The 13,551-nt window shown below is 63.5% G+C and carries 8 protein-coding genes and 4 pseudogenes; 4 read left to right on the forward strand and 8 right to left on the reverse strand.

What is annotated here, in order from left to right; all coding sequences use genetic code 11:
* Positions 1 to 30: 30 nt before the first annotated feature.
* From cfaB to hflK (JWR98_RS25455), 8 genes and pseudogenes are all read right to left on the reverse strand, one after another.
* Complete coding sequence (gene cfaB / locus JWR98_RS25420) at positions 31 to 1,215, reverse strand: C17 cyclopropane fatty acid synthase CfaB (RefSeq protein ID WP_205491510.1); 1,185 nt, start codon at positions 1,213 to 1,215, stop codon at positions 31 to 33.
* 87 nt (positions 1,216 to 1,302) lie between these two features.
* On the reverse strand, positions 1,303 to 2,091 hold the full coding sequence (locus tag JWR98_RS25425; RefSeq protein ID WP_205491512.1) for an HvfC/BufC N-terminal domain-containing protein: 789 nt from the start codon (positions 2,089 to 2,091) through the stop codon (positions 1,303 to 1,305).
* Positions 2,082 to 2,927 (reverse strand): MNIO family bufferin maturase, encoded by an 846-nt coding sequence (gene bufB, locus JWR98_RS25430; RefSeq protein WP_205491514.1) that lies wholly within the window; start codon positions 2,925 to 2,927, stop codon positions 2,082 to 2,084. The genes JWR98_RS25425 and bufB overlap by 10 nt, the downstream gene beginning before the upstream one ends.
* Before the next feature lie 66 nt (positions 2,928 to 2,993).
* Entirely contained in the window at positions 2,994 to 3,245 is a 252-nt protein-coding gene (gene bufA2, locus JWR98_RS25435) for a BufA2 family periplasmic bufferin-type metallophore (protein WP_078735308.1), read from the reverse strand.
* A gap of 117 nt (positions 3,246 to 3,362) precedes the next feature.
* Positions 3,363 to 5,248 (reverse strand): annotated as a pseudogene (locus JWR98_RS25440) (cation-translocating P-type ATPase).
* A pseudogene (gene hflK, locus JWR98_RS25445) lies at positions 5,245 to 6,277 on the reverse strand (protease modulator HflK). The pseudogenes JWR98_RS25440 and hflK (JWR98_RS25445) overlap by 4 nt, the downstream one beginning before the upstream one ends.
* Positions 6,274 to 7,266 (reverse strand): protease modulator HflC, encoded by a 993-nt coding sequence (gene hflC, locus JWR98_RS25450; protein WP_179119982.1) that lies wholly within the window; start codon positions 7,264 to 7,266, stop codon positions 6,274 to 6,276. Before hflC ends, hflK (JWR98_RS25445) begins: the two are co-directional and overlap by 4 nt.
* 9 nt (positions 7,267 to 7,275) lie before the next feature.
* Positions 7,276 to 9,202: pseudogene (gene hflK / locus JWR98_RS25455) on the reverse strand (protease modulator HflK).
* Between the two features lie 224 nt (positions 9,203 to 9,426).
* Between hflK (JWR98_RS25455) and JWR98_RS25460 the strand changes: the two are divergent.
* From JWR98_RS25460 to JWR98_RS25475, 4 genes and pseudogenes are all read left to right on the forward strand, one after another.
* Positions 9,427 to 10,049: pseudogene (locus JWR98_RS25460) on the forward strand (CDP-alcohol phosphatidyltransferase family protein).
* 10 nt (positions 10,050 to 10,059) lie between these two features.
* A complete protein-coding gene (locus JWR98_RS25465; RefSeq protein ID WP_205491516.1) occupies positions 10,060 to 11,814 on the forward strand; it encodes a bifunctional alpha/beta hydrolase/class I SAM-dependent methyltransferase in 1,755 nt (584 codons plus the stop codon).
* Between the two features lie 2 nt (positions 11,815 to 11,816).
* Positions 11,817 to 13,115: a phosphatase PAP2/dual specificity phosphatase family protein gene (locus JWR98_RS25470; protein ID WP_205491518.1), complete on the forward strand. Its 1,299-nt coding sequence runs from the start codon at positions 11,817 to 11,819 to the stop codon at positions 13,113 to 13,115.
* Complete coding sequence (locus tag JWR98_RS25475) at positions 13,105 to 13,548, forward strand: hypothetical protein (protein ID WP_205491520.1); 444 nt, start codon at positions 13,105 to 13,107, stop codon at positions 13,546 to 13,548. The genes JWR98_RS25470 and JWR98_RS25475 overlap by 11 nt, the downstream gene beginning before the upstream one ends.
* Positions 13,549 to 13,551: the final 3 nt, after the last annotated feature.

Here is a 13,551-nt window from a genome sequence, read left to right on the forward strand (position 1 = left end):
TCCCACATTTAAATCTCCACTGGTCTTCAGTCACCGGTAGATATCTTCTCGTGTCCACGGCAGTTCATGGCTGCCATCGGCATGCGGCTTCACCGCCAGGATCTGATGCAAGTTGATCCAACCCCGCGCAAACGCATAGGCGCAGCCGGCCAAATACAGGCGCCAGATACGCAGCGCCTGCTCCGGCACCCTCTTCGCCGCCGCTTCCAGGTTGTCTTCCAGGCGTTCGCTCCAATGGTCCAGGGTACGCGCGTAATGCAGGCGCAGGCTTTCGACGTCGACCACTTCCAGCCCCACTTCGCTGATTTCGGCGGTCATCATCGCCAGGTGCGGCAGTTCGCCATTGGGAAACACATAGCGCTCGATAAACTCGCCGGCGCCACGCCCCACCGGGCGGCCATCGGTGTGCTTGGCGGTAATGCCATGGTTCATCACCAGGCCGCCTTCGCGCACCGCGCCAAATAACGTCTGACAGTACTGCGCCAGGTTGGCGTGGCCGACGTGCTCGAACATGCCCACGCTCACCACTTTGTCGAAGCGGCCGTCCTGGGGCAGGTCGCGGTAGTCGAGCAGTTGCAGCTCGATCTGGTCTTCCAGGCCTTCGGCTTTCACCCGCTCCCGGGCCAGTGCCAACTGTTCCTTGCTCAGGGTGATGCCAAATACTTTCACCCCGAATTCCCGCGCTGCGTAACGCGCCAGCCCACCCCAGCCACAGCCGACGTCGAGCAAATAATCCCCCGGCTGCAAGCGCAACTTGCGGCACAGGTGGCGAAATTTGTCTTGTTGCGCCTGGTCGATGGATTCTCTGCCGGTTTCGAAATAGCCGCAGGAGTACGCCATGTCCTGATCCAGCCACAGCTGGTAGAACTCGTTGGACAGGTCGTAATGATAGGAAATCGCCGCTGCGTCAGTGGCCTTATCGTGGATCGAGCGAACCGGACGACTGTCTTCGTCGTCCTCGACCAGGGCGTGACTCAACTCGTCACACACCCGGATCACCTCGCTGATGGAGCCTTCCAGCTCCAGTTTGCCCTCGACGAAGGCCTCGCCCAGTGTGTCGAGCGTCGGATGGGTCAGTTGCGTGACGACCGTGGGGTCCTTCACCACGATGGTGACACTGGGCTCGGGGCCCAAGTTGAATTCATGGCCATCCCAGAGTCGAAGACGCAGCGGCAGCTGAAGATTCTGTAAGGCCGGTGGAAGTTGCGCGAGCATGAGTAGTCCCCCCTTGTTTCAGACGTCTGCTGAGAGGGTAGACCATCCCCAGAAAAAGTAGGAGGCTATCGATTTAATAGCCTTCTTCTATGGAGCTCGGTGTTGGAGTAACCCCTCCTGGAGCCATTGTTTGAGCCACGTAGCGGCCTGCAACGGCGCCCCCTCTGAATAAGTGACTGCCAGTTGCTCGCACAGTTCTGCGAAGGTCCAACCGGTCGTCACCATGCCCGACAGGGCGAACGATTCGGCGGGCTCCAGGCTACGGTAATTGCATACGTTCTGATGGCGCCAGATCAAGCAGAGCTGCGCAGAATCCAAGGCTTGGCTGCCGGGAAAATCCGACTCGCCCTTATTCGCTCGCCAGATCGCCAGCGTGTTGAAGCGACATAGCAGCGTCTGCACCGAAGGCGTCAGTTCGACCTGCAAACCCGGCCAGGCTTGCGGTGGCAGCACCGCCATATCCTCCAAGTTCAGCGGCGCGCCCTGTGGCGCATCGAATGCTAGCGTAAAGGCCCACTCCAACCGCGCCAGCTCCGCCAACGGCGCGCTTTGCTCGGCCACAAAATGTTCGAGGATGAACGCCGGCAACCGCTCACCCAGCCAGCGCAGGCTGAAATGGATCGACGGATAGCGACGCACATAAGCCTCAGCCAGCGCGGCAAACTCGTCATCTCCCAACCAATAGAAAATGGCGCTGAAGTCATGGCGCAGTACCTCCTGCAACCGCGCCCTGTAGGCGTTGTGGTAGATCGCCAGGCCCGTGTCCACATCCAGCGTCGGCCCACCGAGCAAAGTGGCGGCGAAGCCATTGTCGGCCTCCGGCGTTTGCGCTAATAAGTGCCGCTCAAAGGCCAACTGCCAATCGATCAGGCGCATAACGCCCTCCTGGCCAAGGCGCCGGCGCCCAGTTCGCGGGCCTTGCTCAATTCGCTGAGCAGCTCTTCGAAGGGCGGGAAATGGTCGTCGCGTTCCAGCAGCGTCGAGACCGGCCCCAGATGCTCCAGCGTTTGTTGATACAGGGCCCACACCGGATCGCACACCGGATGGTCATGGGTATCGACCACGTAGTCGCCATAGTCCATGTGCCCCGCCAGGTGCAATTGGCGAATGCTGTGGGGCGGCAAATTGCGAATGAACGTCCAGGCGTCGAACCCATGATTGCGCGAGCTGACATACACGTTGTTCACGTCCAGCAACAACTGGCACCCGGACAGGTGAGACAGCGCGTTGAGAAATTCCCACTCGGTGAATTCATCGGTCTTGGCGCGCACATAACTGGAGACGTTTTCCAGCACCAGCGGGCGCTGCAACACATCCTGCACTTGGCGAACGCGGCCAGCCACGTGGTAGAGGCTTTCTTCGGTGTACGGCAGCGGCAGCAGGTCATGCAACTGGTGCGCGCTGCCACGGCTCCAGCACAGGTGATCGGAAACCCACGCCGGCTGGATACGCTCGGCGAGCTGTTTGATTTGCTTCAGATAATCCATATCAAGGGCGTGAGGCCCGCCGATGGACAAGGACACCCCGTGCATCGCCAGCGGGTAGCGCTCGGCAATGGCGTCCAGGAAGTACAGGGCCTTACCGCCCTGCACCAGATAATTCTCGGAGATCACTTCGAACCAATCCACAGGCGGCGATTGCTCAAGGATCTGCTGGTAGTACTCACTGCGTAAGCCCAGGCCATAACCCAGACTTGGAAGGCAAGCGGACATGACTCGCTCCTGAGAAACGTGTCCGCAGCGGTGGGGGGCTCCGCTGCGGTTGCACGCGTTGGCCGGTTATTCGCCGACTTTGCCGCCCGCCTTGGCGCACTCAGCCTTGGTCATGGCCTTGAAGCCATGACCCTTGCAGACGGCCTGGCCTTTGCAGGCGTTTTCAGCGGTCTTGCAATCGTTCATGCCTTTGCACGAAGTCACGCCATAGCAATGCACTTGTGCATCTGCCGCTTGTACCTGGGTGGCAACACCGGCAAACATCGTAGCGGCGGCCATTGCGAGAGCGGCACCAGCAGCAGCGGATTTAATGTTCATTGTTGTATTCCTCATGATCGGTAGGGGTGTCGGTCTGAACGGGTTGTTCAGTCTCGACACACCACTAGAGTGAGGCCCCCATCCGGCGTTACAGCCCTGTACAAATATTTCTGAAATTTATTCGTCGAGCTTCAACAGAGGCTCCTGGAAGCGCAGCAAACGCCCGGCATTCCCCAGCACCAACAACGTACTAAGGTTGTGCAACACCGCCGCAATCATCGCACCAGCCGCGCCCAACCAGCCGAATGCGGCAAACACCACGATCGCCAACGTCCACCCCAAACCGATGATCACGTTGACCTGCAACGTGTGCCGGCACTGGCGACTCAAGCGCACGCAGTGCCCAGCCGGCGCAGGTCGCTGCCGATCAACACCACATCCGCCGACGCCAGGGCGATATCCGCACCGCCCGCGCCCATCGCCACCCCCACCACACCGGCCTTGAGCGCCAGGGAATCGTTGATGCCGTCGCCCACCACCATTGGCCGGAAACCGCTGGCGATTTCCCCCAGCACGCGGTTGAGCTTGTCCTCGGGCAACGCCTGGGCTTCGACATCACTGATGCCGACGTCCAGCGCCAGGCTGTCGGCCACGCTTTGACGGTCGCCCGTCAGCAGCAATTGGCGGCCCAGGCCCAGGTCGCGCAGTTCCTGCAGGGCCTGGCGCGCTTCCGGCTTGACGCTGTCGGCCAGCAACAGCCAGGCAAGGAATTGCCCGTTCAACGCCAGCCCGGCAATCGGGCCGTCATGGGTTGGCACCGTGGTGGTGACGATGCCCAACTGTTCGAACAACTCCGGCCGCCCCAGCGCCGCTTCGCCCCGCTCGGTCTGCGCCACCACGCCGAGGCCCTGACGTTCGCGAATGTCGGTCAATGCCAGCAGGTATTCCTGAGCCGCCAGCCCGGCCAACGCACGGCTGACCGGGTGGCTGCTGGCCGAACCCAGGCTGGCCGCCAGGTTGAGCAGCGCCTGGCGATCGGTGAACGAGGTTTCGATGGACTGCAAACGCAGGGTGCCAAAGGTCAGGGTGCCGGTCTTGTCGACCACCAGCGAGGTCAAATCCGCCAGTTCTTCAAGGAACGCCGAGCTGCGAATCAGGATCCCGTGGCGCGCCGCCACGGCAATCCCGGCAATCGCCGTGGCCGGTGCCGACAACACCAACGCACACGGGCACGCCGCCACCAGCACGGCGAGCATCGCCTGGGCGTCGTTAGTCACAAACCAGGTCACCGCCGCCAGCAGCAATACCAACACCATATAACTGCCCGCATAGCGTTCCAGCAGCCGAGTGATCGGCGGCTTGGAACGTTCGGCGTTCTGCATCAGCGCAATGACTTTGCCCAGGGTCGACTCATTGCCTGTGCGCGTCACTTGCAAACGCAGCAGCCCGTCGAGGTTGATCGCACCGCCAAACACCTGCACACCCACGCTGGCTTCCAACGGCACCGACTCACCGGTGATCGGCGCCGTGTCCAGGCTCGCCTGGCCGGACAGCACCACGCCATCGGCCGGCACGCGGTCACCGGCGCGCACTTCGACGATATCGCCGGTGTTCAGCGTGCCGTTGTCCACTTCGACGATGCTGCCGTCGGCCTGCACCAAGCGTGCGTGGCTGCGGGTCAGTTTGCCCAGGGCATGGATCGCCTCCTGGGAACCGATCACGCTGCGCTCTTCCAGCACATGGCCGAAGATCATGATGATCGGCAGCAACGCAGCGGTCAGCAGATCGCCCGTGGCCCAGGCACCGAGCATGGCCAGGGCGATCAGTTGGTCGGTGATGCCATGCAGGCTGGGGAACCGCAGGCTGAACCAGGCCGAGCGCATCACCGGCACGGCCACCAGCAAGGACGCCACGCCCAGCAGCAACTGGCTGACACCCGTCTGGTCCGGCGCCAGCCAGCGCCACGCCAGGCCCAGTACCAGCAAGCCCAGCGCCAACATCGCCAGGGTCAATTGCCGGGCGGCGCTGCGCTGCTCGGCGGAGGTCAGCATGGGTGCGCTCATTGCTCGGCTCCCTGGATGATCAAGCGGGAGTCGTCTTTAGGGTCGACCGTGGTCACAGAGCCGGCCTGCCGAGAATCTTCGGCAGGCGCTCGCGGTACAGCCGCAACAGCAAGCCAGGGTCTTTGACCTGGGCAAGGCTGGCGACGGTGGCGGTTTGCGCCTGGGCGTTGGCCAGGCGCTCGCTGGCCTGGGCATGGGCAACCTGCACCAGGCGGTCGGCGGCCTGAGTCGCAGTCTGGGTGAGTTTTTCCGCGTCGGTACGCGCGTTGGCCACCGCTTTGTCAGCCTGCTGGCTGGCGGTGAGCACCGCATTGAACGCGTTCACCGCCGGGCTCGGCAGACTCGATTGCACGTCCACGCGGGTGACTTCGATGCCCAGGCCCAAGCCGCTGGCAGTCAGTTCCGCCAGGCGTTTATTGATGCCTTGTACCAAGTCACCACGCAGACGCTCGCGCCGCTCGGCGGCGCCGTTGTCAGTGCCGATCAACTCGGGGCGCGCAACCAGGATCGTGTCCAGGTCGCGCGCGCCGTCAGGGCCACGGCGCTGCGCGTCACCAAGCGGTCCAGGGCCGGCAATACGTGATCGCCCTGCAAGACAAAGGCATACGGCTGCGTGACCTTGTAGAACACCCGCACATCCAGTTGCACCACCCCGGCATCGCCGGTCAGCAGGTAACCGGAGCCGGCCAGAGCATCGCTCAACGGCGTCGCAAAACTGGCCACGCGGTCGGCCTGGATGGCGGCATCGGAACGCAGCAGGTTCTCCACCCGCCGCTCGATCACACGGTCAGCCGCCGGCAGCAGCACCACCTGCTCGAACGGTTGCGGCCAGGCCAACAAAAGCCCGGCATTCTGGATGCGGTCCAGGGCGCCAAAGTGCAGCACCACGGCACGGTTCTGCGGGTCGATCTGGCGCACATTGGAAAACGCCCAGGCCAACGCCGCCAATACCGTCACCGCGTAGAGCGCCATGAATGTCAGGCGTCCGGCCTGGATCCACGGGCTGTCCGGGCTGTCACGCTCGGTCATGGCTGGACGTCCTTGGGCCCATCCACCAGCGCGCGGAACGGCGCGGCGTCGGTGCGCAGGATAATTTTGGTGCCCGGCGTGACCACCGTACCCAAGGTATCCAACGAACGCAGCAGGTTATACAACTGCGGATTGCCGGCGTAGGCCCGCCCGTAGATCTGCGCCGCCTCGACCCGCGATTGCGCTTCGATATCGGCGGCTTTCACCGTGGCGTCGGCCTGCACGATGCGCGCATCGCGCTCGGCGGCGGAGCGAATTTGCGCCGCTTCGCGCTTGCCCACGGCGGTGCGTTCGGTGGCGATGGTCTCGCGCTCGGCCCGCATGCGGTCGACGGTGGCGGTGAGCGTCACCGACGGCAACGTCAGGCGTTCGATACCGACCTGGGCCACGCGCACGCCATAGGTGGCGAGTAGCTGTTGATCGATCTGCTGGCGCAACTGCGCCTCGAAATCGGCAATACGCACCTGGCTGGCGTCGGTATTGATCAGGCTGGACAGGTCGAAGCTGGCCGCCGTGGTTTCCAGCGCCGAGCCGACAAACGTGCGAATCTGCCGCGCCGCTTCATCCGGCTGGTTCTGCACAGCCCGCATAAAGCGCTGAACATTGTCGGCATCGCCTTGTACCTGCCACGCCACGTAGGCCTGCACGATGATGCGCAGGCCATCGCGGGTGCCCACGTCCTGCAAACCGCTGGAGGTGGTGCGCAGGCGCAGGTCCACCGGGATCGCCGCTTCGAACGGCGCCGGCCAGCGCCAGCCCAGGCCCGGCTCCAGCAGCACCCGCGAGGGGTTGCCGAACCGTGTGATCACCGTGGCTTCGCCGGAACGCACCTGCACCAGGCTGGCCGCCGCAACCGCAAACAGCACCAGCAATACCGCCCAGGCCATGCGCCGCCACGGAAAGGGGCCGGCCGCCTGTTCGTCACCATGATGGTGATGGTGGCCGTGATGATGGTGATGACCGTGATCGTGAGAATGAGCGCTCAACAGACAGACTCCTTATTGAACGGCTTTACGCGGCACCGAGGGGTCGGCCGGCAAGGTAAAAGAACGCAGATCGATCGTCGGTGCGCCGTTGGCGCCCAGGCGGTGATCCAGAATCAGCAGCTTGGCGTGGGCCAGGCCTTGGCTCAGTTGGCCAAGGTATTGCTCCAGCACGAAGGCCTGGCCCGCGCTGGCGTAGGCTTTTTGTTCGGCGGCAAAGCGCAGGTTTCGCCGCCTGGGCGCCGGCATTCACTTCGCGCGCGGTGGCCACGGCCTGGTCGCGGGCGGTGCTGGCTTGCAGCAACGCCTGGTTGGTTTGCTCACTGGCGGCGCCGCGTTCGCGGGAGATCAGCGCTTGGGCGCCGATCTGCGCGGCTTGCACGCCGTGGTAGGCATTGGCGGCACCGGCGGGTGGGTGGATGGCCTCCACCACAGTGGCAAGGATTTCCACACCGCTGTCGAGTTTTTGCAGGTCGGCCTGCACGGCGCGGCCGATCTCGTCGGCCAGGAGGGTGCGCTGTTCACCGAGCAATTCGTCGAGGGTGCGCGAGGCGAAATCGTGGACCAGGATGCGGCTGGCGGTGCTGCGAATCAGGCTCGGCACATTCGCGCTGTGATAGATCGCGGCCAGCGCGGCCTGGTCGGTCAGGCCGATGCGGTAGACGAAACGCACGTCCATATTGACGATCTGGAAGCCCTGCTTGTCGCCGCTGCTGCTGGCGATCACCTGGGATTTGTCATTCACATGGCTGGCGTCCCATAAGCGGTTGGCGATGGCGGGCGGAGGGCCTTCGGCGGCGGCCAGCTCAGGCGCGGCGGCTTCGCTGACGCTGGTGGCCAGCTCATGCACCACGCCGTTTTCCACCGGGATGACGCGACCCAGCGGCCATGGCAAGCCGGCATGCAGGCCGGGGCCGAACACCTGCACCGGTTTGCCGAAGCGCTCATAAATCCCACGGCCTTGCAGGGGTACTTCATGCACGCCGGTCAGCGCCCATCCCACGGCCATCACCACCAGCAGCACCGGCAGAAAGGCGCGGCGCATGTAGGTAAAGGCCCAGATCTGACGCAGATCGATGCCGAAGCGGTTATGCAATTCGTGCTGCAACGCCAGCAGCGGCTGAGGCGGCCAGCGCAGCAACCCGGCGATAAAACTCTGCGCCATCAGGCGCGGTTCGAGGCGCGGTTGGCGCGGGCTGAACAGCGACAATGCGGCCCTGAGCAGAAACTCCACCGCCACCAGCGCGGGTAGCAGGCCGATCAGCGCGGCCAGGCGCAACGGCCACACCGATTCGGCACCGGCAAACAGCAGGCAAACCGCACTGACCAGCAGGCAAATGATCGCCACACGGCTTAACTGTGCCAGTTGCGAAGCTTCCGGCCATTGCGCGGCGGTTTCCTGGGCCAGGCGCCGTTCAAACACCAGCAAACCAAATGCGAGTGCCAACGCCAACGCCGCGCCGATACTGGCTGACTGGCCGACCACCGCAGCCGGCAGCGCCAGGTTCCAGAATTCGATAATGCTGACCAGCGCCAGCAGCGACCAACCCGCGAGCCACAACACCGGCGTGCCGATCTGCGCCAGCAAGCCGCTGCCCAGGCGCCCGACGAGGCGCGCATAAGCGCTGGTGTCTTCAGCCAACTGGGGGGTCAACTCAACGGTCGGCTCTTCCAAGGCCTGGGCGCGCCAGTCCGCCACCCACCAGGCCGATTGCAACCCGGCCACCAACACCAGCAAGGCCGACGCACAGTTGATCAGCATCACCGGCCAGATCGACAACGGTGCGAACAGCGCGACAAACAGCGCCAACACCCAACCACCGACGGCCAGCACCGTGAGGCTGATACCGGCCTGGCGCAACCGACGAGCATGGAACAGCCCCTGCTGAAAACGCGGCAGGCCTTCCACCGAAGCGCCGTCCGCTTCTAGATCCACTTGCATCGACTCAACGCCCGCTCATACACAGTTCGTTACGATATAACACGCGGCGTGAAATTTTTGTTTGTGAATACATCACAAGCGCCCTCCCACATTTGTTCCCGTGCGCGTTCGAAATCGTGATTAACCCCCCATAAACACGAGCCATCACTGGTGCACGCTGCGTTTAATCGGCACACTCCCAACCAGCTTTTCGCGGGCCCACGGACAAGGAAGCGTCACCCCCCATGATTTCGATCTATCAGCTCAAACCGCGTTTTCAAAATCTGCTGCGGCCTCTCGTGCAGCGCCTCTACGACAACGGCACCACCGCCAACCAGATCACCGTGCTGGCCGGGGTGGTTTCGCTGCTGGTGGGCCTGCTCATCGCCAGCTTCGCCCAGCATTTATGGCTGTTTGCGCTGATCCCGCTGTGGATGATCCTGCGCATGGCCCTCAACGCCATCGACGGCATGCTCGCTCGGGAATTCGGCCAGCAGTCGCGCCTGGGCGCCTACCTCAATGAACTGTGCGACGTGATCGCCGACAGTGCACTGATCCTGCCGTTTGCGTTGATTCCAGGTGTAAGCCTGCGCCGGTACTGCTGGTGGCACTGCTCGCGGTATTCAGCGAATACGCCGGCGTGCTCGGCCCCATGGTCGGCGCTTCGCGACGCTACGACGGGCCGATGGGCAAGAGTGACCGCGCGTTTGTACTCGGCGTGCTGGCCACCGGCGTTGCGCTGGGCTGGCTCGGTGCCAATTGGGTCGACACGGTGATGTGGCTGGTCGCCGCCCTGCTCGCTTACACCCTGGTCAACCGGGTGCGTCAGGGCCTCAAAGAAGAACAATCCATCTCCCCTTCTGCATAAGGATTTTGCGATGCGCGAACAGCAACAGCACACCTTCAGTACCCATGACGGCGTCGAGCTTTTCTATCGGCATTGGCCAGCCACCGCCTCAATGGATGGCGAGCCCCGCCAAGCCATCGTGCTGTTCCATCGCGGCCACGAGCACTCGGGGCGCATCGCCCACCTGGTCGATGAGCTGAACCTGCCGCAATTCGATTTCTTCGCCTGGGACGCCCGCGGCCATGGCCAGTCCCCCGGCGAGCGCGGTGACAGCCCCAGCTTCGCCACCAGCGCCCGGGACGTGCAGACCTTCTGCGACCATATCGGCGCCACGTATGGCATCGAGGAAGAAAACTTCGCGGTGATCGCGCAAAGCGTTGGCGCAGTGATTGCGGCCACCTGGGTGCACGATTACGCCCCCCGGATCCGTGCGCTGGTGCTCGCCTCCCCGGCGTTCAAGGTCAAGCTGTACGTGCCCTTCGCCCGCCCGGGCCTGGCGCTGATGCGCAAGTTCCGCGGCAACTTTTTCGTCAATAGCTACGTCAAGGCCAAGTTCCTCAGCCATGACCCGGAGCGCGTGGCGTCCTACGACAGCGACCCACTGATCACCAAGGCGATTTCGGTAAATGTGCTGCTGGGCCTGTACGAAGCCGCCGATCGGGTTGTAGCCGATGCCCAGGCGATCCAGGTGCCGACCCAATTGCTCGTCTCCGGCTCAGACTTCGTGGTGCACCGCAAACCCCAGCAGCAATTTTTCGACCGCCTCGGCAGCCTGAAAAAAGAACTGCACATCCTTCCCGGGTTCTTCCACGACACCCTCGGCGAACGCGACCGCGCCGTGGCCGTGAGCAGCGCCCGGCGCTTTATCCTGCAGAATTTCGCACACCCGCTGGACCGCGCCTCGCTGCTGGACGCCGACAAACTCGGCGCCACCTGCGCCGAATCCGAATCCCTTGCCGCGCCACTGCCGCGCAATTCCTTGCGCGACCTGTACTGGCGCATGACCCGCGCCAGCATGGGCCTGGGCAAGAACCTGTCGGACGGCGTAAAGCTGGGCTTCGACACCGGTTTCGACTCCGGCAGTACCCTCGACTACGTGTACCGCAACACGCCCACCGGCAAGGGTGGGCTGGGGCGGATGATCGACACCAACTACCTCAACTCCATCGGCTGGCGCGGCATTCGCCAGCGCAAGCTGAACGTCGAAGAACTGCTGCGCCTGGCCATGGCCAAGCTGCGCGCGGATGATCGTGAAGTGCGTATCGTCGACATCGCCGCCGGCCACGGGCGCTACATCCTGGAAGCCTTGCAGGGCGTGTCGCCGCTGCCGGAATCAATCCTGCTGCGTGACTACAGCGATATCAACGTGCGCGACGGTGGCGCGTTGATTCGTGAAAAGGGCCTGGGGGACATCGCACAGTTCGTCAAAGGCGATGCATTCGACCGCCTGGACCTGGCGGCACTGGAGCCCAAGCCGACGTTGGCCGTGGTGTCCGGGCTGTATGAGCTGTTTGCCGACAACGGCATGGTCGGCGGTTCGCTGGCCGGCCTGGCCGAAGCGGTCGAACCGGGGGGTTACCTGGTGTACACCGGCCAGCCATGGCATCCGCAGCTGGAACTGATCGCCCGCGCCCTCACCAGCCACCGCCAGGGCCAGGCCTGGGTGATGCGCCGTCGCAGCCAGGCGGAAATGGATCAGTTGGTCGAAGCTGCGGGCTTTCGCAAAATCACCCAACGCGTGGATGAGTGGGGCATCTTCACCGTGTCCCTGGCGCAGAAGATCTGAGCATGCGCGAACCCGGTTTATTAAAGCCCGCGGTCTTGTGGCTGCTGCTGTTGGCGCCGCTGTTCTTCAGCACCTATGGCTTTGCCACCTGGGTCACCAGCCAGCGCAGCGACGTGGGCACGCTGGTGTTCGGCTGGGAAACCCATATGCCGTTCTGGGCGTGGACCATCGTGCCCTACTGGTCCATTGACCTGCTCTACGGTTTCTCCCTGCTGCTGCCCAACACCCGCCACGAACTCAAGCAACATGCCCTGCGCCTGCTGAGCGCGCAGGTGATTGCGGTGAGCTGCTTCCTGATCTGGCCGCTGCGTTTCACTTTCGAACGGCCGGAACTGGATGGCGTGTTTGGCTGGCTGTTCGCCGTGTTGGCGGGCTTCGATAAGCCGTTCAACCAGGCGCCGTCGCTGCATATCGCATTGCTGGTGATTTTATGGGTCATGTTCCAACGCCACACCCAAGGCTTCTGGCGATGGCTGGCACATGGCTGGTTCGCGCTGATCGGTATTTCGGTACTGACCACTTACCAACATCACTTTGTCGACTTACCCACAGGCGCCCTGGCCGGCTGGCTATGTGTGTGGTTATGGCCGATGGAACACCCAAGCCCGCTGCTGAACGCGCGATTAACCCGAGATTCTAAGCGCTGGCGGCTGGGGGCGCGCTACGGGTTGGGCGCGCTGGCGCTGATCATCCTGGCGTTCAGCCTGGGCGGCGGATGGCTGTGGCTACTGTGGCCGGCGGTGTCACTGGGCTTGGTCAAGGCGAACTATTTCGTACTGGGCGCGGCGGGCTTCCAGAAACGCGCCGATGGCCGGCTGACGCCCGCTGCGCGCTGGCTGTATGCGCCTTACCTGGCGGCAGCATGGGTCAATTCGCGGTGGTGGACACGCAAGCATCCACAGCCGGACCTGATTGTGGATAACGTTTGGCTTGGGCGGATTCCTACCTCTAGAGAGCAGGATTCGTTCAGTGCCATCGTCGATCTCTGCGCCGAATTGCCGATTAATCCACAAGCGCGAGCGTATCAATGTATCCCCGTGCTGGATTTGATCGCGCCGACTTCAGCCGAATGCCGGCAAGCGGCTGAGGCCATCGAACGCTTGCGCGCAAGCGGGCCGTTGCTGGTGTGTTGCGCGCTTGGCTACTCGCGCAGCGCCACCGCCGTGGCCGCCTGGCTGTTGCACAGTGGGCGCGCTGCGACGGTGGAGGATGCGCTGACTATCATTCGTTCAGCGCGGACCGACGTTGTCCTGCACCCCGCTCACCGTGAAGCATTGGAGGGTCTGCCCCATGCTTGCTGATATGGAACTCCAAGTGGTTGCCAGCCTGTTGCGCCGTGGTCGCGCGCTGGATCAGTTATCCACAGGCCTGACCGTGGCCGGCGTAATATTCGGCCTGGCGCAATTGCTGATGCCGAGCATCACGCCGATCTGCCTGCTGCTCAGCCTGTGGATGATTATCCTCGGGCTGCTGCAAAAGTACTGGGCGCTACGCGTGGCCTTCGATGCCGACCTGTTTGCCCTGCTGGCACGCGATATCGCGCGCACCGCAGACCTCGACCAGGCCCTGCAGACCCTCGGCCTGCAATCGCCCAAACGTGCCGGCCGGCCCTGGACTGAACGGCGTCGCGGTGCGCTCAAACTGCTGCGCAAACAAGCCTGGCTGCTCGGTGCGCAAGCGCTGCTGACCCTGGGTGTGATCCTCGCCAGCCCTTGGCTGCCTTTTGCCGGATAAGGA

This window comes from Pseudomonas lactucae, from assembly GCF_016937615.1.
GTDB classification, from domain to species: domain Bacteria; phylum Pseudomonadota; class Gammaproteobacteria; order Pseudomonadales; family Pseudomonadaceae; genus Aquipseudomonas; species Aquipseudomonas lactucae.